The 20206-nt window shown below is 43.8% G+C and carries 19 protein-coding genes and 1 pseudogene; 11 read left to right on the top strand and 9 right to left on the bottom strand.

Annotation, left to right across the window (positions count from 1 at the left end; genetic code table 11):
- On the top strand, nt 1-237 hold a 237-nt coding region (locus tag L1D55_RS24325), incomplete at its 5' end, for a transposase (protein ID WP_239916214.1).
- A gap of 261 nt (nt 238-498) precedes the next feature.
- Here the strand turns inward: L1D55_RS24325 and L1D55_RS24320 are convergent.
- The gene (locus tag L1D55_RS24320; RefSeq protein WP_239919180.1) at nt 499-1518 is read right to left on the bottom strand and encodes a succinylglutamate desuccinylase/aspartoacylase family protein; all 1020 of its coding nucleotides are present in this window, start codon (nt 1516-1518) and stop codon (nt 499-501) included.
- Between the two features lie 376 nt (nt 1519-1894).
- Between L1D55_RS24320 and L1D55_RS24315 the strand changes: the two genes are divergently transcribed.
- From L1D55_RS24315 to L1D55_RS24305, 3 genes are all read left to right on the top strand, one after another.
- On the top strand, nt 1895-2887 hold the full coding sequence (locus L1D55_RS24315; RefSeq protein WP_239919179.1) for a porin: 993 nt from the start codon (nt 1895-1897) through the stop codon (nt 2885-2887).
- A gap of 155 nt (nt 2888-3042) precedes the next feature.
- Nucleotides 3043-3933 (top strand): DMT family transporter, encoded by an 891-nt coding sequence (locus L1D55_RS24310; RefSeq protein WP_004737779.1) that lies wholly within the window; start codon nt 3043-3045, stop codon nt 3931-3933.
- Between the two features lie 69 nt (nt 3934-4002).
- Complete coding sequence (locus L1D55_RS24305) at nt 4003-4620, top strand: glutaredoxin (protein ID WP_239919178.1); 618 nt, start codon at nt 4003-4005, stop codon at nt 4618-4620.
- A gap of 148 nt (nt 4621-4768) precedes the next feature.
- Here the strand turns inward: L1D55_RS24305 and L1D55_RS27630 are convergent, their stop codons facing one another.
- The 3 genes from L1D55_RS27630 to L1D55_RS24295 form a co-directional block, all read right to left on the bottom strand.
- Nucleotides 4769-4903, bottom strand: coding sequence for a hypothetical protein (locus L1D55_RS27630; protein WP_004737777.1), 135 nt, complete (start codon nt 4901-4903; stop codon nt 4769-4771).
- Between the two features lie 236 nt (nt 4904-5139).
- A complete protein-coding gene (locus tag L1D55_RS24300; RefSeq protein WP_004737776.1) occupies nt 5140-5490 on the bottom strand; it encodes a hypothetical protein in 351 nt (116 codons plus the stop codon).
- 97 nt (nt 5491-5587) lie between these two features.
- The gene (locus L1D55_RS24295) at nt 5588-6793 is read right to left on the bottom strand and encodes a multidrug effflux MFS transporter (protein ID WP_239919177.1); all 1206 of its coding nucleotides are present in this window, start codon (nt 6791-6793) and stop codon (nt 5588-5590) included.
- 107 nt (nt 6794-6900) lie between these two features.
- Here L1D55_RS24295 and L1D55_RS24290 point away from each other — a divergent pair, with 107 nt between their 5' ends.
- Both L1D55_RS24290 and L1D55_RS24285 read left to right on the top strand, forming a co-directional pair.
- On the top strand, nt 6901-7797 hold the full coding sequence (locus L1D55_RS24290) for a LysR family transcriptional regulator (RefSeq protein WP_004737774.1): 897 nt from the start codon (nt 6901-6903) through the stop codon (nt 7795-7797).
- 105 nt (nt 7798-7902) lie between these two features.
- Entirely contained in the window at nt 7903-9747 is a 1845-nt protein-coding gene (locus tag L1D55_RS24285; protein ID WP_239919176.1) for a GGDEF domain-containing phosphodiesterase, read from the top strand.
- 123 nt (nt 9748-9870) lie between these two features.
- Here L1D55_RS24285 and L1D55_RS24280 read toward each other — a convergent pair whose 3' ends face one another.
- The 3 genes from L1D55_RS24280 to L1D55_RS24270 all read right to left on the bottom strand — a co-directional run bounded on the left by L1D55_RS24280 (nt 9871) and on the right by L1D55_RS24270 (nt 12584).
- Nucleotides 9871-11163: a peptidoglycan DD-metalloendopeptidase family protein gene (locus tag L1D55_RS24280; protein ID WP_239919175.1), complete on the bottom strand. Its 1293-nt coding sequence runs from the start codon at nt 11161-11163 to the stop codon at nt 9871-9873.
- Nucleotides 11164-11507: 344 nt separating this feature from the next.
- Nucleotides 11508-11807: an isoamylase early set domain-containing protein gene (locus L1D55_RS24275; RefSeq protein WP_004737771.1), complete on the bottom strand. Its 300-nt coding sequence runs from the start codon at nt 11805-11807 to the stop codon at nt 11508-11510.
- Between the two features lie 123 nt (nt 11808-11930).
- Nucleotides 11931-12584, bottom strand: coding sequence for a hypothetical protein (locus L1D55_RS24270; RefSeq protein ID WP_239919174.1), 654 nt, complete (start codon nt 12582-12584; stop codon nt 11931-11933).
- 32 nt (nt 12585-12616) lie between these two features.
- Between L1D55_RS24270 and L1D55_RS24265 the strand changes: the two genes are divergently transcribed.
- The 4 genes from L1D55_RS24265 to L1D55_RS24250 all read left to right on the top strand — a co-directional run bounded on the left by L1D55_RS24265 (nt 12617) and on the right by L1D55_RS24250 (nt 17833).
- The gene (locus L1D55_RS24265; RefSeq protein WP_239919173.1) at nt 12617-13099 is read left to right on the top strand and encodes a GFA family protein; all 483 of its coding nucleotides are present in this window, start codon (nt 12617-12619) and stop codon (nt 13097-13099) included.
- A 153-nt stretch (nt 13100-13252) separates the two neighbouring features.
- Entirely contained in the window at nt 13253-13927 is a 675-nt protein-coding gene (locus tag L1D55_RS24260; RefSeq protein WP_128164897.1) for a YoaK family protein, read from the top strand.
- 228 nt (nt 13928-14155) lie between these two features.
- On the top strand, nt 14156-15526 hold the full coding sequence (locus L1D55_RS24255; RefSeq protein ID WP_128164899.1) for a YjiH family protein: 1371 nt from the start codon (nt 14156-14158) through the stop codon (nt 15524-15526).
- 435 nt (nt 15527-15961) lie between these two features.
- A complete protein-coding gene (locus L1D55_RS24250; RefSeq protein ID WP_239919172.1) occupies nt 15962-17833 on the top strand; it encodes a methyl-accepting chemotaxis protein in 1872 nt (623 codons plus the stop codon).
- 107 nt (nt 17834-17940) lie between these two features.
- Here the strand turns inward: L1D55_RS24250 and L1D55_RS24245 are convergent, their stop codons facing one another.
- Together L1D55_RS24245 and L1D55_RS24240 are read right to left on the bottom strand one after the other, a co-directional pair.
- Nucleotides 17941-19347: an alpha-amylase family glycosyl hydrolase gene (locus tag L1D55_RS24245; protein WP_239919171.1), complete on the bottom strand. Its 1407-nt coding sequence runs from the start codon at nt 19345-19347 to the stop codon at nt 17941-17943.
- A 381-nt stretch (nt 19348-19728) separates the two neighbouring features.
- Nucleotides 19729-19908 (bottom strand): annotated as a pseudogene (locus L1D55_RS24240) (hypothetical protein); the annotation flags it as partial.
- 128 nt (nt 19909-20036) lie between these two features.
- Here L1D55_RS24240 and L1D55_RS24235 point away from each other — a divergent pair.
- Nucleotides 20037-20206 (top strand): transposase (locus L1D55_RS24235; protein WP_239918909.1); only part of this gene is annotated, 170 nt, incomplete at its 3' end.

Raw genomic sequence — 20206 nt, 5'->3', positions numbered from 1 at the left:
GAGGTATGGTGGGCACAAGTGCAAGAAAGTGGAATTAAGCCATTGAAAGAGTTCGCACGAAAACTGAGGCCTTATCTTCACGGTATTATTGGATCGGCAAGTTATCCGCTCAACACCTGCACATTGGAAGGGATAAACAACAAAATAAAGTTAATCAAGCGAATGGGGTATGGGTATCGAGATACAGACTACTTCTTCTTGAAGATAAAAGCGGCTTTCCCCGGAAAGCCGCGATGAACCTTTTTTGTTTGCCAGTATTTTCACCGCGGTTTGAAGTCATGACTGTAAGGTCATCATTTTGCAATAGAAAAACACTCTAAGTGTCACCACTACGCAATGGCTTTTTAATCTAATCTCGGTAGCTTAAAAACAGTTCTGTCGAGGGTGCGAAGACGTGTTAACTCTAGACAACTGTCCTTTGACCGAGCTTAGCTCGGTCTTTTTTTAAGTGTTTCAAAGGTGATAGAGCAAGTGCCTAAAGGTGAAACTCGATAGCACTTAACTCAATAAACGACAGACAAGCGCACCAGGCTCCCTCAACGCATCCACGTTGTAACTGAGAACGCGCCCCGCCGATGGAGCATGATAGCGGCGGCACTCATTGCCAAACGCATCATATTGAACAGCCAACAAGTCTTCCTTTTCTACACTTTGTAGAAGTTCAACTTGAGGAAGGACAAATCCGCCAATATCAGCACGAATCGACACCACGTTGTTGCCTTCAACCCAATCCATTCCAGGTAATTGCTTATTTTCGAGGTCAGATACTTGAGCAGATTCAAACATGTCATAGTAAGACAGCATATTAAAAACGCCGTTTACAGCTCTTTGAATCATATCCGGCTGGGTGAATTTACCCATCCCTACTTCGACTGTAATACTTGGGATTCCACTTCGATTCCAAACCGTTTCAAGAATACCTGGATCGCCGGGATCATTGAGCACGCAGTCGGGTCGCATCAGTCTTGCCATTTCTAAACATTGATCAATTCTGTAATCTGCGAATACATATAGCGGGTATACCGCACCACGAGTTTGGGTATGTAAGTCGACGGCAAAAGTAGCATTGTGCTTGAGTAAGCGTTCCCATAAAGAAGCAACAAAGCGCTCGGCTGCTAAGCCATGTGGGTCTCCGGGGAAAAGTCGATTGAGGTTCGCAGGGCAAGAACCCGGGTCCGAAGAGATAAAGTCTCGGCTATGGTTTAGTAAACCTGACAGATTCACCGTTGGTACAACGGTCACGGTTCCTTTCAGCTCTTTCCCCACTAAGTCTCGGATAATTTGCTGTGCAGCTAACACACCATTGAGCTCATCGCCGTGGATACCAGCGGTGATCATCAACTTAGGTCCATCTTGGCTACCTTTAAAAACAGAGACAGGCATATTTTTTGGTTGTCCTAACCCATCGCTGGTGACTTGAAACCAAAACTGATGCTCTCCAATCGGCAAGTCTTCAACATTCAAAGAGCCAATAACCTGCCTACCTTGTAAAACATCACCTAAGTACTCTGTTCTCATCCAACTTCTCCATGCTTTTGAACAAAATCTATTCTGTTGCCAGTTTTTGCATCATAGAGGATATCGTAACCAGTACAAGCAGTTAATCAGCCCAAGTGACGCTACTCGCTTACTCTCCCTTCCCACTTCCCTAATTTATCTTTCAGATTGAGACCCACCTGGTGACTACTCTCCAATTACTCTATTTGGATAACTATTCACTAATTACTTAACCAATTGAAATAAAAATGCAATAAAATCAACACTTAAAAAAATTCCCTATTCACTGAAATGTAATTTTATAGAAATGAAAGCTTAATTTAGCTGCTCTAAATTAGCTTCATATCGAAACGGAGAGCACTTCGCTCACGGATTTTAAAATACAAGGTAAGTGATTATGAAAAAGGCAGTTCTAGCTTCTGCAGTGGTAGCAGCACTAGTTTCAGGTTCATCTCTAGCAGCAACAGTTTACAGCTCTGACGGTACTGAGCTTAAGATTGGTGGTCGTGCGGAATTCCGTGGTGACTTCATTGGTTCTGGTGGTGCTGAAGTTGAAGGTACAATGGAAGATAAGACTCGTTTCCGTTTAAACCTTGGCGGTAAAACAGAACTTACCGATACGGTTACTGCATTCGGTTTCTACGAAGCAGAGCAAAGCACTGGTGATAGCGAGTTTGATAACCGTTACATGTACGCTGGTGTAGATTTCGATGGACAAGCAGTCTCAGTAGGCCGCCAAGACATGGCTTCAGTCATCGTATCTGACTTTACCGATATCACTGAGTTCTCAGGTGTTCAGCAAGTAATCGATGCAGCTTCAGATAAAGAAGATAGCGTATTTGCATACCGCGGTGGCTTTGATGCCCTTCAGTTAGAAGCAACTTACCAAGCAAACAGTGAAAAAGACTCTGATGGCTACGGCATCTCTGGTGTTTATTCATTGCCAATCGGTCTAGACCTTGGTCTTGCATACTCTGGTCAGGATCTAGGAGCAAGTAAAGGAAGCGCAAACCAAATCCTTGCAGGTCTAGCATATTCACTAGATAACCTTTACCTAGCAGCAACTTACTCAACGGGTGACTTAAACGATAAAGCCGTTGGCCCTATCGCTGAGTCATTCACTGCAATGGAATTCGCAGCACAATATAAAATCACTAAGCAGGTTTCTGCTGCAGCAGTATACACATACCAAGAAAATGAAGCGGCAAACGGTTCTACAGCCGACTCTGTCGATGGCATCGAGCTTGTTGGCTACTACAAACTAAACAGCAACTTCCGTACATACCTTTCTTACTACATCAATGGCTTAGATGAAGTGAAAGACGTAACTACAGGACTAACAACTGAAGGTGAAGATACGCTCCGCCTAGGTGTTCGCTACGACTTCTAATCTAAATTTACTTTAGGTAGACACTAGAAAGGTTGGGCATTTGCTCAACCTTTTTTCATATTCGAATATTCTGACCAACTTCATCGATGCTTTTTCTGGTTAAGTGGTGCTAAATCCGTATCATAGGCAAACCACATCAAATAATTAGAAACATCATGTCACAACACCATCCGATCCAAGGCGCTAGCTGGATGCTTACCGCAGGCTTAGCCTTTGCCGTAATTAACAGCCTGACTCAAATTGCTAGCATTCATTTCGGACTGACTTCTACTACCGTTGCCGTCATTCAATACGCCATCGCTTTATTAGCCATTCTTCCTTACTTGAAAACACTAGGCATTCGCCGTGCACTCCAAACCGACAACCTCAAACTGCACGTGTTTCGTGTCTTTTTGTCGGTTATTGGTATCCAGCTTTGGATATGGGCGCTCGCTTACCCTGTGCCGATTTGGCAAGGTATCGCTCTGCTGATGACCTCTCCGTTGTTTGCGACGATAGGCTCGGGACTGTTCTTAAAAGAAAAAGTTGGTGCTGCACGCTGGGGAGCAACATTAGCGGGCTTCATTGGTGCGATGATCATTCTAGAGCCATGGGCCGAAGACTTTAGCTGGGCAACCTTATTGCCTGTCGGCGCTGCATTCTTCTGGGCCTGCTACTCGCTGATGGTGAAGAAACTGTCATCGCAAGATAGCCCATCAACCATGGTGGTTTATCTACTGCTGTTGATTACACCGTTCAACATCATGTTGGCCGTGCCAGACTGGCAAACACCAAGTGGCAGTACCATATGGGGTATTCTGGCTGTAATTGGTGTGTTAACCGCCCTCGCACAATGGGCCATTGTCAAAGCCTACTCAGTGGCTGATGCATCCTTTGTCCAACCGTTTGACCATGCAAAATTACCTCTAAATGTGCTAGCTGGATGGCTGGTATTCAGTTGGGTACCGCCAGGTCGTCTATGGCTAGGCGCGGCAATCATTATTGCCTCTGTCGCCTTCATCACTCACTGGGAAACAAAAAAACCAGCTAAAACGAAGAAAATTTAGAAGGTTTGAAATAAATAGTTCTGCTGTCCGTTCTATATTGATAAGAGAATTTGAAGCGAGGTCGTAACCATGAAGAAACCAATCAAGATTACACTGTACCGTTGGGCAGGCAGCTGGGGTCCATTTAAAGTAAACATCCCATGTGGAGAATGTACCCTTACCAAAGACATTCTAAAGGACACCTTTGAGAATGAGCTGGCAGGTGTCTATGTCGAACTAGAAGTGAAAGATTGGTTGTCTCACTGGTGGGAGCCTTTAAGACTTGGGGCTTGGCACGCTCCTATCTTAGTTGTGGAAGGTAAGGTAGTCAGCCAAGGCGAAGCCCTAAACCGCGGCGTACTCGTACAATCGGTAATCCAAAAGTGGACGAAACGAGATAGCCTAAAAGGCAATATTGTTTACGGCAAAGCAACCTGCCCATACTGCGTAAAAGCAAAGAAAATGTTGGATGAAGCGGGTGTCGAGTATACCTACCATGATGTGGTTAAAAACAGTGCAGCTCTATATCGAATGATCCCTGAGGTGAAAGCCCATATCGGTCAAAAAACACCAGTGACCGTGCCTCAGATCTGGCTTGATGGTAAGTACATCGGCGGGGCCGATAACTTGGAAGCTTGGATGAAAGAAAACGGTCTAGACAGCATTCCAAATAACGTCGTCGATTTATCTAACCAATCAACAGGCTAATCTTTCTTAGAAAATTTGAGTCACCGATTAATGTTTTTTGTGTCCATCCACAATAGAACAAAGCGATAACATCACCTATCGCGCATACGAAAAAGGCCTTAAACTTCAAAGAGTTTAAGGCCTTTTAAAATTCCGTTTTGGAAAATGGTTACTTAGCCATTTTCTTCATCATTCGCTTGATGAATGATGCTTTTTTCGGCTTTGATTTACCGTACATTGCTTCGTGCATCATGTTTTTTGCTGCCATTTGACCAAGGTATGCGTGGCCTAGTTCGTAGTTCATGCTTATCTCCGCACATAATCAACTTTCTTGTGCGCGGATTCTACACTGAAAACGCCCAAAAACAAGATCTAAATCACACTTTATTGCAAGTTGTCTGTTTTTATTGCAACGCACCTTTTATGCGTAAGAACGGCTTGAGATATTCACAAAAAAAGCAGCTCAAGTGAGCTGCTCTTTATGAATGTTTTACTTAACAACAGCCGTGTCAAAATATAGCTGTTAGCGGCAACGAACGCTTAGCTACGCTTTGGCTGACGGTAAGTTTTACCAGCAATCTGGTAAGTCTCTTTTTGCTTTAGTTCGAACATTGTTTCAAAGAACCAAGCGGCAAATTTGATCAAGTCATCGCCTTCATTCATCACATGCTCGATGTACTCTTGCTCTTCACCCTGTTCGTTTTCTTGAAGTGTCACGTGGTAAATACGCTTTTCACCTTCAACTTCAGCTAGCGCAAATTGACCAGTCAGTGATGCGGCAGCCTCAGCGACTTCAGTATCTTCATTGGATTTCAATAGCTCAAGTGCCTGTGGTAGGCCATCTAGTGCACAGATAGCTTTTACCAGTACTTCAAATTCATTTTGCTGCATGTTTTATTACCTATTAAATGGACGCCGGTATTGTAGAAAACCATCTATCCAAATACAACGTATTAAAGGCCGCGTACACAAACATCAGCACAGGAAGCTAACCATATTCGACTTCAGTATCGCCAAGCTTCTTTTTCATTCGTGTTGAAGACCACAGCACCGAGCCCATAGCCGCACCAATCACTAAGTAGAATACACCGAGCTGCAGATGATTCGTCACCCAACTCTCTACCAAATAACCGCCCAATAAACCTGCTAAACACATTTGAATCGAGCCAGATAATGCAGAGACAGCACCCGCTTGTTTCTTATGTGGTTCCAACAACATACTAATAGAGAGAGGGAATGAGATCCCCTGGGCAATGGTCAGCCAAGTAAACGCCCATACCAAGTTAAAGATGGTTAATTCATGTGTCAGCAACCAAACTCCAGACGCTAAAATGATCAAGATTGCAAAGCTCATCAATTGAGGCGTACTAAAACGACGATTCAGAACATTCAATGCCACACTGCCAATCAGCAAGCCCGCCGAAGGCACAATCATTAATGACCCATATTCCGCAGCTGTTAGCCCCAATTGCTCCTGCATTAAGAATGGGAACAAAGACAACGACACCAAACTTGCCATGTAGCTCATCCAGTTGTAACTGGCACTACTCAACACTTGTCGATTCGTTATTAAGCTTCCGTAATTCTTGACGACTTGGCTTACTTGGAAACGACTCTTGCTATAAGGGAGCGTCTCGTGAAGAACAAAATAGCCCAGAGTGAATATCGCGAGTAAATAGAGTAAAACAAACAGGAACACCGCTTCCCAACCAAGGTGGAATGAAATCCAGCCACCAAATACAGGCGCTATGATTGGCATGATCGAAGCGGTAATTGAAATGTAAGACAAGGCCTTAGTAAGCTGTGCGCCATCATAACTATCGCGAAGCACACTGCGCCCGAGCACCGAAGCACTACCCGCCCCTAAACCTTGTAATAAGCGACCAACTTCTAACGCTGTCATGTTGTCAGAAAAGACGACACAAACGACAGTACCAATCAAATAAACACCCTGACCTAACAAGAAGATAGGTCTTCGTCCAACTGCATCTGACATCGGTCCGTAAAATAGTTGAGATAAGCCAAAGCCCACTAAAAATAATGTGACGAGTAGCTGTACATCAACTTGAGTGACACTTAAGTCAGCAGCAATCAGCGGCAGTGATGGCAGGTAAATACTGACACCCACTTGCCCAGTAGCAATGATCATCATTGCCAACAGTAATGGTGTTTTTTTAAAGGTCGATTGGCTCAAAAAATTTCCTTTTCGTTTGTTATTTGTTCAAAGATGAGTTTACATTCAGAGCCAGCAATTGATAATTAACCAAATTGGAATTTGATTAAGTCCCAACAGGAAATAATATGGATTGGATACTTAACGTAAAAAGTTATGTAAAAGTGGTGGAAGAAGGAAGTTTTAATGGTGCAGCCCGTAAGCTTAATACCACCAGCTCGGCGATCAGTAAAAGGGTGAACTGGCTTGAAGAGCGTATCGGGACTCAACTACTCAAGCGTACGACTCGCTCGATTAGCCAAACCGAAGCAGGCGCTCTCTTTTACCAACGAGCCAAAGATCAGCTCGATAACTGGCAGTCGATCATTGATGAGACCCGCTCGGTTAACCAGACCCCCGCAGGCCTATTAAAAATTGGCGCAACCATCGCTGTTGGGTCTAAATTTCTGGTCCAACACATGGACGATTTCTTAGAAAAGTATCCAGACATAAAAGTACAGCTGATTACTACCACGTCAGGGCAACTGCCTGAACTTGGCCTAGATCTGGTGATAAGTCGCGAACTTGAACAACTCAACTCGTTAAGCTTTAAAAAAACACCTTTGTTTGAGCACAAAGCGGGATTCTATGCTGCTCCAAGCTACTTGGCGAAACATGGCTACCCAAGCTGTGAGCAAGATTTAGAGCAACACAATTCGTTGATTTGGGGGGAACGCCCTACTCGTGAGGTTACGTTAACGAAAGGACAACGAATAACATTGAATGGAAACTTTGCGACAACCAACCCTGAGGCTCTATTTCACGCGGCCAAGCGAGGCATGGGCGTGTTATTGACCATCAAAGCCATGATCAAAGAAGATCTAAAACAAGGGACATTAGTTCCAGTATTGCCAAATATCACCGCTGATGAGGTGATGGTTTACGCTTACTACCCTAAGCTTGATTACTCGCATACACGAACCAAACTGTTTCTGGATCACCTCAAAGATAGGCTAGACAAAGAACGTAGCACTCAGATTTTGTGAAACTAGTCACAAATAAATTTGAAAAAATATGCAGCGAGGACAATAATAAACAAGACGCATATCACAATTGTACGCGGTGATTCTGGTTAACTATCGATGGTGACTATGACTCAACATACACAGAACGGCATAATAAACACAGAGCGCATCGGTCGCTTATTGAAGTTGGAAGGTGTCGACCTTCTTGAGTCTGCTGTGCTCACCTTACATCAAACCTTTGATACGCAGTACACCAGCATCATTGAGAAGAAGTACTTTCCAGACCAAATTGTTCCTCTCGTTATCGCGCACTCTGATCATGTTTTACACGATAAGATAAACGCTCGTCATGGGCATATCTACCAGCAGGCGGTTAATCAAAAACACCCGGATTGCTCGTTTGCTCAATATGTTGTTCAATCTCTACCGACATCGGCCTTTCGACAAGAGATCACTTCACAGAACTCTATCGCGATCCCAACTCGCACTCAGAGTGGTGAAGTGATGGGCGTACTGTTTTCAACTTTCACGTCACCGCTTAGCCCAACTCAGCAACAAGAGGTCATCAAACATCATCAGCTATTCGCCGATATCATTATCCATACACTAAGGGAGATGTGGTTCAACGACCGTTCTGAGCAACTGGTGAATCAACTTAGCTATGAAGTCTCGCACGACAGCTTAACAGGCTTACTCAACCGTAGCTGCTTGTCAGATACCCTAGAGTCAATCACTCAGCAAAGCGTAACTCCCTTCTCCGTTGCCTTACTCGATATCAATAGCTTTAAAGCGATCAACGACCAGCACGGTAACTATATTGGTGACAAAGTGCTGCAGTTCGTTGCTGAAACGTTACGCCGCACCTTACCCGAAAACAACCTGACATTCCGTACCGCAGGCAACGAGTTTGCTTTCATCACCTACCACTCAGACCCAATCGCCATTTGTGAGCAAATACTAGCGAAGATCAAACAGGGCTACTCAAGCGTCGACATCAAGATCGATTTTGAGGTCAGTATTGGTATTGCTCGCTCAGAAGGAGACAACAAGGATGTCGAGCAGATCATCTTCAACACCAGCTTGGCATTAAAAGAGTGTAAACAAAGCCCTGATACCCACATTCAATGTTATGACACCCATCTAAGATTTCGCTACCAGAGAAAGGCAGAGCTCATTGCCGCACTGCGAAGTGAACTTGAAAACCCTATTTCCAATAACCTAACGCCAGATGGTAATTGCATGTACGTGGTTGCCCAGCCTATCGTTGGCCAGGGGGAAAAACGTTGGGAATACTTTGAGGTGCTGACACGCTGGAAAACCGCTCAACATGGCGATATCTCTCCAGTGGAGTTTATTCAAGTCGCAGAAGAGTCTGGATTGATTGTTGAACTGGGTGAGCGCATCATCGAGTTAGTGTGCCGTGCAAAGAAAACGTTGGAGCAAGGGCTAGGCTATAAAATCAAGCTCGGGATAAACTGCTCTGCACACGAGCTTACCGACTCTAAGCGTTATATCTCTTACCTTACTCGGACCATTGAGCAACATCACTTTACAGCAAACGAGTTTGTTATCGAGCTAACCGAGACCGTGCTGCTATCACCGACCCAAGAAACAAAAGCCGCACTTAACTACCTCAGAGAGCAGGGTTTTACTATCGCCTTGGACGATTTCGGTACTGGCTACTCCAGCCTGAACTACATTCACAGCTATCCGATCGACTGCATTAAAATTGATGCTACGTTCATTCGCAACTTGCTAACCAACTCCACCTCAGAGAGCGTCGTTTGGTTGATTGTCCAACTGGCACATAGACTCGATGTGTCACTAGTGGCTGAAGGCGTTGAGAAACGTGAACAGTTAGAAAAGTTACACGCAATGGGATGCGACAAGATCCAAGGATATCTCTACTCTCCACCAATGAGACCAGAAGCGATTGTCAGCTACGTGACACACTCTGAGCCTCTCGCTTGAGCATAACTAACGTAGAAAAAAGCCGCGATACATAGCCTTATAATTCAAAATTAGGCTCAATATCGCGGCTATTTCATTAGTGTGATCTTAAAGATCTTATTAATGGCGACTAGAGGTCAATCATTAACTCTTGTTTGATTGCACTTCTAGTTCTTGCTGTAGCAAGGCATCCGCTTCGTCTCTCGCCGCGATAAACGTTGATTTTTCCTTTTTCGGCACAGAGTCTGCCATTGGAATATTCGCTTTCATCGCATCGACAGGACGACCACGTTCAATCAATTCGTAATGAAGGTGTGCCCCAGTAACTCGACCCGTTTTCCCTGATAATCCAATACGTTGGCCACGAGAAACCGTTTGTCCTTTACGAACCAAAATCTTGCTTAAGTGGAGGTAACGCGTTTTATACGTACTACCGTGTTGAATCACTACGTAGTTACCCGCATAAGGGTGTTTACGCGTCATGATAACTTTGCCGTCACCCGTTGCCTGAACTGGCGTACCAATCGGCGTTGCGAAGTCAGTACCGTTGTGCGGTGAAACTCGACCTGTCACTGGGTGCAAACGCTTAGGGTTGAATTGAGAGCTTTGACGCCAGCTGCTGCTTACCGGATAACGTTGGAAAGCACGTTGCAAGCTATCACCGTTTGCATCGTAGTACTGCCCATCAGTATGTAAGTACGCAGAAACAACGCGGTTCTTGTTGATGATCTTAATCGCTTCAATTTCGCGCTTACCAGTAGCAACACCATCGACAAACTGTGCTTTCTGCAGCACTTCAAACTTATCGCCAGCACGTAGGTCGCGGCTAAAGTTCAACTTGTCCTTTAACAAGGTAACAACGTGGTCGATCTCAAGGCCATTTAGACCCAGTTTATTTGCTGATACAGAGAAACTGCCTTGAATGTCACCCACTAAAGGTTTTTGTCTCCACTCACCTGGAATAGAGATATCTTCGAACTCATAAGAGCCGTCTTCAAGCAGTCGGTAAACCACCTTGTCAGCAACGCTGAATTGAAGTTCCATTTTGGATAGATCACCTGTCGCCTCATCACGCCAAAAACGGAGCGTGTTACCAGGGCGGAGCGTATCAAGTGCAAGGAAGTTTAAGTCGGTTTCCATCACACTCATCATCGATTTATAAGAGAAACCAAGTTGAGTGAAGATGCTACTTAGATTGTCACCCGATTGAATTTGATACTCAAACGTTGGCGGTTCAATAACCACGACAGAAGAAGGTGACAAAATAGACTCAATCACGGTTGAGTCAGGTAAGTTCAAATCGATCGTTTTCGTCAGATTCGATTGAGACGATTGCAGAGCAACGCCGAGTGCGGCAACAAGTGGCAGTCCTAAAATCGCTACTTTTTTTACAGGTGAAAGCTCAGCAAACGGAGAGGAAAATATTTTTGAATACACAGTAAACAGGTCTTTCTACGACATAAAGGTATAGGATATGCTTTTCAAACGCATAAATCATCAACGCATTGTCATAATATGACGCGAATCTTACTGGATATCGCTAAGTCATTGAGTTGCCGAGGCTGAAACAAGGCACTCCATCGAATAAAATTAACCGCTAAATTTGAAAATAAAAAAGCAGAAACGGCTAGTCTCTGCTTTATATTGATTTACGTCATTCCGTTTCGATTAATTAATAACCGAAGCGAATTAGTGAGTAATTTCATCAAGCCTCGGAGTGGGCTTGGAGTAACTCAACCAACTCACGTTTGGAAAAAAGTGCTTAGTTTCTGGGGCAGCGATTAAGCGCTTACCGTTGATACCAAGCAGTTATCTTCACCAAACTCATTAGGGATGTAACGATCGGCATTAGCATCGTTTACCCATTGCTGATCGTCAACAAGGTAACGGAATTGAAACTCACCATCTTTAGGCAGGCGAGTTTTAAACTTATATACTTTCCCTTTTGCCAACTTTTTCATTGGCGTCGCTTTCCAATCAAGGAAATCAGCAACGATAGACACAGAATTCGCTTCTTGAGCTTCTAGCTCAAAAGTCACTTCAACTTCATCTTTCGTTTTAAAAAAACGTTTATTAATCATTAGCAAGCTCCATTTGTAAAGTAAGCAGACACAAGGCTACGAGTGTCTAAATTTCATTCATCTACGTAAGATAATATGTAATTTGGCTCACATAAACAACAGATCCTTACACTAACAAAAACGTTATTGCTTACCAATTGATTGCGTATCAAAAGAAAAGCTCATTAACACCTTTTCAGAAGGTGCTTCTGCAAATGATTGTTCCGCAGAATGCTGAGTAAAGCCGATAAAACCTTCCCCACTTTGTTTGTCTTTTGATTGAGTGCCCTCCTGTTTAGCGACCTCTAAGGTTTGGATCTGAACACGATCGCCGAGGAAGAGTTGATCCACCAGCACCACACGGCTGCGCTGTTGGTCATGCTTGAACAAGCCTAGATAATAAAAGACACCGCTACCTTGGTTAGACACCGACATTGGCGCGACATAAAAGTGAGTTTCTCCCAATTTGACAGCGAACAGCTTTTGAGTATCAACGGTTACCACTCCGCGCTCCACGCCTGAATCGTAACGTCCAGAAGCCAGCGATTGCGGCTCATCTACTTCATTAATAAAAGCGTAAGCATTCGTTTCAGGTACTTTGATTGTCCATGGGTTAGTTGTCTTCAAGTCAAACACAGTTTCCACAACCGAGTCGTAACTGACCTGAGAAGAAGGGAACTTCGCCAAGATTTCTTCATCACTTAAGCTGAAGCGGTAAACCCCCGCTGCGATGACAACCACCAACATCACAATGGGAATGAGTAAAATCAGGGGAATCGGTAAGATTTTCTTTTTCATGAGCCATTTTATTCTTTTGTTTTCATCCTGTTGTGCAGACCATAAAGGGCTTTAGTATAATTATCAATACAGGGCTAATCAGAACTGGAGCACGGATGGATATCAATCATAGTAAAGATAAAAATATCAGAAGTTGCGAATGTCGCTGCGGTGCAGTCAATCTCGTGTGTAGAGGGGAGCCTCAACGAACCTCTGTCTGCCATTGCTATGAATGCCAAAAACGCACCGGCAGTGTGTTTGGTGTACAAGCTCGATTCCTAACGGAACAAATTTCTCTGAGTGGAGAGGTAACCTCATTTTCGCGCATTAGCGATACAGGCAATGAAGTCACTTATCAATTCTGCCCAAAGTGTGGCACCACCATGCTGCTACAATCCGTCGCAGCCTCGGATTTTTACATCATCCCGCTTGGGTTGTTTAAAGAACAAGATTTCCCGCTTCCGAGTTTTTCAGTCTACGAAGAGCGCAAACATGGTTGGGTCAAATTTGACCATCAAATGAGTCACTATAATTAGTGTCCTCGATCCCCCCCAAGTATTGTGACAATGTTTGTCGGAAAACAAACTGCAATACTGTTGCCTAAGATCAATTATCGATGCTCTACAACGCTAGCGAAACTTTTTGCTAGCGTTATAATCTGCCCCTCTTTTTAACCCAGGGTGAACCACATGATTTCTAAGCTACCTCGCTGGGTTGAATACGGCGCTCTCCTGTTAGCAGGCCTTGCTGGCAGCGTAAATGCTATTGGTCTACTTGGTTTCCAGCACCAGGCGATCTCACACATTTCAGGCACTGTCTCTTTGCTAGGGAGTAGCTTACTTACGCCTACCTCTGCTTCTTTGCACCTATTACTCGTTATCATGAGCTTTATGTTGGGCGCGGCTTTTAGTGGTTTTTTCATCGAAAACCAAGCACTGAAGCTAGGGCGCCGATACGGCGTAGCTCTTTGTATAGAAGGTGGGTTACTGTTCCTAGCACTTTGGGCACTTCTACAAGGTTACACCTCAGGTCAATATTTTGCTTCGGCAGCTTGTGGCTTGCAGAACGCAATGATCACCACCTACAGCGGCGCCATTATCCGTACCACTCACATGAGTGGCATCATCACGGATCTAGGAATCATGATTGGTGCACGCCTAAAAGGTACTCCCTTTGATCGCAGAAAAGCAAAGTTGCTCATGTTCATTGTCGTAGGCTTCCTATTTGGTGGCTTAACGGGCGCATGCTTGTTCCAACGTTTTGAGATTTTGGCTCTCGCTTTCCCTGCCTCTTTCGCCTTTATTATTGCGTTTAGCTACTGGCTCTATTTGACGTATCGAACAGACACTCCAGCCAATTTATAAAAAACTGGTAATATATCCTCAAATTACGTAACATTCGCAACACTTTATTCTAAACTCTTAATACATAGCAGAATAACTCGCATGAATATTTAGCGATATTTGATGAATAGTATTGCAAGCGATATTAATACTGGGTAATCTTGCATCCAATAAGAAAACACGGACGTTTAGTGAATAAAAATGCCAAGGAAATGGCTTTTTTACGTGTAGAAATTCGAGAACAATAACATGTCTAACAACACGAATACTGCTCAACCAGAGAAATCTAAAGGCAGTTTCTGGGTTTTCCTAATCCCATCATTGATTGGTTTATTCCTTTTCATGGCTCCAATTAGCTACCAAGGCGATCTCACCATCCCTGTTGCTATCCTAGCCAAGTCAATTCAAGCGGTTTTCGGTGAATATCTAGTCTCTATCATCACTGCGATCGTCGCTTTCATGTCTGTAGCTTCAGTTTTAAGCACCATTTTCAAGCCTACATTCATTACATCGAATTCATTTTTAAACGGCCTTTTCAATCCTTCTCCATTGTGGTTGGCAGTTCGTCTAATTGGTGGTGCCGCTGCATTCATGGCGTTCTTCCAAGTTGGCCCTGAGTTTATCTGGGAAGAGAACACCGGCGGTTTAGTTCTAGAAGGTCTGCTTCCAACACTATTCTCTGTGTTCATTTTTGCTGGTCTGTTACTGCCTCTTCTACTTAACTTTGGTTTGTTAGAACTGTTTGGCACGCTATTAAGTAAAGTTATGCGCCCTATCTTCAACCTACCTGGTCGTAGTGCTATCGACTGTATGGCTTCTTGGTTGGGTGATGGCAGCGTTGGTATCCTACTGACAAGCAAACAGTACGAGAAGAAATTCTACACTCAGCGTGAAGCTGCAGTTGTGGGTACCACTTTCTCAGCTGTATCTATCACGTTTAGCCTTGTGGTTATTGCTCAAGTAGAGCTAGAGCACCTGTTCTTACCTTTCTACGCAGCAATCTGTCTAGCGGGTATTGTTGCAGCGGTAATCATTCCTCGCCTGCCACCTTTGAGCATGAAAAAAGACACTTTCATTGATGGCAGCAAGCCAGAGAAAGATGCAGATGCAATCCCTGCTGGTCACTCAACGTTCTCTTGGGGCCTTGAGCTAGCAGTAAACAAAGCATCACAAGTCAAATCAGTTAAGTCTGTATTTGGCGAAGGTGTTCGTAACGCGGTGGACATGGTATTTGGTGTACTACCTGTAGTTATGGGTCTTGGTACAATGGCGTTGGTCATTGCAGAGTACACTTCTGTGTTCTCATTCCTAGGTCAACCTTTCATTCCGTTCCTTGAGCTATTGGGCGTTCCTGAAGCGGTTGCGGCATCAGAAACCATCGTGGTTGGTTTTGCAGACATGTTCATCCCAGCGATCCTTGCAGCGTCTATTGATAACGAAATGACTCGCTTTGTGATTGCAGCAATGTCGGTAACTCAGTTGATTTACATGTCTGAAGTAGGTGCTCTACTTCTAGGTAGTAAGATCCCTGTAAATATCGCAGAACTATTTATTATCTTTATTCTGCGTACATTAATTACACTTCCTGTTATTGCAGGCGTTGCTCATCTAATATTCTAATTTAGATGCTGCTTATATAATTAAGTAAGCCGGTTAATTTATAAAGCCCCACTTTGTGGGGCTTTTTATTTGCACAAAATATGGACACTAGGTCACCTTATATTCAGATTCACAATTAATAGGCATATCAGTTAATTTCATATCTTTTCTCTAAGCTCCCTCCTCTATATAGAAAACAAAGCGCATAAAAGTAAAATTAATACATTTTTAATTTCACCTTAAAGTCCGAAACTTCTATTTACTCAACTCATTGAAGCAATTACTAAAAGTAACAAATATGTGATTTAGTGAATTTTGTATTGTTTAGATTGTTGTATTTTTGTAGTCTATTTTGTGAATTTACATTCAAGTAAATTTCAATCCTGTCGATATATATAAATACAAAAACACAATTAACTTTAGTCTTCGCAAAGCCTGTGAGAAGGGGAAAATTCAATGAAATTTAGCCATAAGGTGGTTGCTGCATCATCAGCCTTGCTGCTAGTGACAGTATCATTGCTTTCAATACAACAACTTTACACTGTGAGAAGTGCTGTACAGAACAACGTAAATGCGAGCCTAGAAGAGATGGTATCTGGTGTTAAGAACACCGTGGTATCAGAAATGAACGCTAAAAAAGCATTGGCACAATCGACGACTGAAGTCATCGAAATTAATCCTCAAGATCGTACCTACGTTAAATCCATTCTTGAAAAGCCAAAGCTTAAAAACAGTTTCCTAGCCGTTGGTTTTGGTTATGAAGCAAACGGTTTCGTTATCGAGAATGATGACGGTTGGGAAGCAGGTCCAGATTACGACCCTCGAATTCGCCCTTGGTATATTGATGCTAAATCCAAAAACAGTTTAGTCGTCACCGCTCCTTATGTGGACGCATCAAGCAAGAAGGTGATCATCTCAGTTGGTACTCCAGTTAAAGACAACGGCCGCTTCACAGCAGGTATGTTCTACGATTTGGAATTAACTAACCTGGCAACATTGGTAAACCAAGTAAACCTATTTGATGCAGGCTACCTATTCCTTGTGACTGCTGATGGTACAACGATCGCTCACCCGAACGCGAAAAACAACGGTGAAATGCTTTCAAGCTACATGCCACAAGCAACCATTCGTGAGGGCTCTCAAGAGATCGAAGTCGACGGTAAGATGTTCCTAGTTAACTTCACTCATATCCCAAGTGAAGATTGGTACATTGGTGCCATCCTTGATGAAGAGATCGCGTACCAAACAGTCGAAGACTTGAAAAATAGCTCAATGATCTACTCTTTGATCGCTGTGATTCTTAGTATCGTTGCACTAACGGTTCTGATTCGTGTTCTAATGCGTCCACTGGATGCACTTAACCAAGCGATTCAAGACGTAGCGAGTGGTCAAGGTGACCTGACTAAGCGTCTAGATACCAACACAGACAAAGAGTTCTCTGACTTAGCAAAAGGCTTCAATACCTTTACTGAAAACCTACAAAATCAAATCATTCAATCGAAGGCGATTGGTGTGGAGATTAAACGTGGTACTGAAATCACAGTAAGAGGTGCGGGTGAGTCAGCAAGCGCTATGAACACGCAACTGCAAGAGCTAGAGCAGCTTGCGACCGCAATGAACGAAATGGCAGTAACCGCAACCGAAGTAGCAAATAATGCTCAAGGTGCAGCAGCTGCGGCTCGTGAAGCGGACGAGGCTACATTAGACGGCACATCGGTCGTGAGTGAAACTACACAAGCGATTGATAACCTATCTGAGCGTATCGACCAAGCCGTTGCTGAAGTACAAGTTCTAGAGTCAGCAACAGCGAATATCGAAACGATTCTTAAGGTAATTAACGATATCGCGGACCAAACCAACCTGTTAGCACTAAACGCAGCGATCGAGGCAGCACGTGCGGGTGAATCTGGTCGTGGTTTTGCTGTCGTAGCAGATGAAGTTCGTACTCTGGCGCAGCGTACTCAGGAATCGACAACTGAAATCCGCAACATGATTGAACAACTTCAAACCGGTGCAAGCTCAGTATCGAATGCGATGAACCAAAGTAAAGACACAGCTACTGACGCCGTTGAACGAGCTCAACAAGCTAACTCTTCACTAGACCGTATCCGTGACGCCATTCAACGCATTTCTGATATGAACATTCAGATTGCATCAGCGGCAGAAGAGCAGAGCTTAGTGGCGGAAGAGATCAACAACAACACTGTTAAGATCAAAGACCTTTCAACACAAGTGTCTACTGCAGCTCAAGAAGCAAATGCGGCGATGCAAGTGCAAACCGACAACGTTCGCCAACAAGACGAACTGCTGAACAAGTTCACGGTTTAGTCACCTTTAGCTTTGAGCAGCTAGATTCTTAGCTTCAAATCAAAAAGGCCCGCTAACTCACACGAGTAGGCGGGCCTTTCTTTTAATCTCTTCTCAAAGTGGGCCGATTAACTGTTCACAGGCTCGGGGTCATTGGTTGTCAGCATCATGCATTGATTGGATTCAACCTTGATCGTTACTTTGCTATCAATGCAATCAATCACTTTGCCTGACAGCAAGTCAGTTACAGGTCCAGCCCAAGAGAGCGATGCCGTTTTGCTTCGCTTAGACTTATTGATCACTACAATGCCTTTGTCTCCACGAACAAACACCATTAAGTCATCATTTGCCTCAACCACACGCATCGCTTCACCGTGAACATGATTGTGGAATTGAATCATGCTTTTCATGTATGGCGCTTGCCAATCATTGAGCCAACGAGGCTGGCCATTTTTATCCAGAATGCCACTGGTGCTCAGCTCACTGTATATAAGCGGCACACCACCATCACGACCAAGAATGAAAGCGTGAGCAAGACGCTCATCCACTTCATCCATGATATGTTCCAAGAACACATCATTGTTTGGGATATCATGAGTCACAGCAAAGGTGATAGCTCTCATGTTCGATAGAGCTTGGCCAAAGCAGTAAGGGTTGATCAAAGACTTAAAACTGCCCTGCTCTTCAAACGCTTTATAGATAGTATTAAACAGTGGAAAGTCATAAGCGCCTAAACGAGTGTGCTTTAGGTAGGGTTCGAGAAATAGTTGGTACTCTTCCTCCGTCGCGCCACCATCAGTTATGATTTCACCAAAGATATGCATTTCTTCACAGATATCATCTGTCCACACTTTTCTCAGGTGTGACAGTGTCATGTGTTTTGCTGCATCAATACGAAAACCTTTCACACCAATCGCTTTCAGAGCTTTTAAATACGCTCGCTGCTGCGCGACCACATTGTCGTTATCGAGCAGTGTTGGTAGACCCGGATCACTGGCTCCCCCCGAGATTCGCCCGTTTTGCACTTCCCAAGTGTCTTTCCAGTTTTTGATACCAAACGCTTCCACAAAGTCGTTTTCATCAAACAAAGGTTTAGAAAGATCACCAAACAAGCGTATGGATTCGTAATAGTCAGCATCTTTTTGGTAAGACGCCATGTCTTGTTGGTTGGGATATATTAAATCACCACGGATACCCGATTCGTTAGCCATGTGATTGAACACAACGTCTACATAGGTGCGAAGACCGTGTTGCTTTAACGTGTTCACCATCGCAGTGAAATCTTGCGTGTCACCCAACTGATTATCGATCACACGATAATCTTGTGGTTGATAGCGCTGCCACCATTGGGTGCCAGAATCACGGTCGCAGCCTTTAGGTCCGCGTAACGACTTCATCGCCGGTGATACTAAAACAGATTTATAACCCAACTCTTGGATCAGTGGGGCGTTCTTCATTACGTCAGCGTAGCACCAGTCAAAAGCATGCAATATGACATCTGTCGCTGGGTTGCTTAACATAGCTGAACTCTCCATGTTGTTCTCCTACCAAACTCGTTTACAGCTTTCTAGATAAAGACAAAGGCTAAAAGGCAAAGCTGCATAAATTTCCTTAAGAATGGTATTTATTATATGAGTTACTCATTAAAACCCCTCCTCCTCCTGCCAATTACTCGCGGTGGATGATGAAGGGCGTAGCATTAATTATCGCATAGCGTCTGGGATGAACACTCAGCCATAATCCAATTAAATTTATCAAAAAGTCACAAAAAAGGAGCGCATATACGCTCCTTTTATTCCACCTAATACATATCTTACACTAGGTTCGATTAAGATCTTTAGTTAGATGTTCAATAGAATGCTCAGCTTCAATCACTGAGCAAATATCGTATTTGCTGCATTACTAGGCAACACGTATTACTTCCAAGTCTGTGCGTACACACGCATGAGGTTACCACCAAAAATTTTGGCCAGGTCTTCATTCGAATAACCCATTTCCCAAAGGCTATCTACAACCCCAGCCATGTGTTTGGAAAGCTCTGCACAGCCGGTTGCACCTTGGTTAAAAGCATTCACCATATAGCCGTTATCTGCATATTTCGTTGGGTTTGCTTGAACAAAAGGCACCACTTTTGAAACTGTCATCAGGCGTTGTTGACTAAATCCGTTGGAACCTTTTCTCAGTCCTGCGATCTGATCCCATGTAGTAGAAGCATGGTGTTGTTATGGGTAAGTCGAAGAAGAAGATAGCGAACTGGAGTGAGTATAATGAAGCCTTGTGCAAGCGAGGCTCAGTAACGTTTTGGATTGACGACTCAGCCGTTGAAGCATGGCAATGTAAAAGTCACCATGGTAAACGAGGTAGAGGCTTTCAATTTTCTGATACTGCTATTGA

The sequence above is a fragment of the Vibrio sp. Isolate22 genome (assembly GCF_022398115.1).
Taxonomy (GTDB): domain Bacteria; phylum Pseudomonadota; class Gammaproteobacteria; order Enterobacterales; family Vibrionaceae; genus Vibrio.
This window is presented reverse-complemented; position numbering and strand designations above follow the sequence as displayed.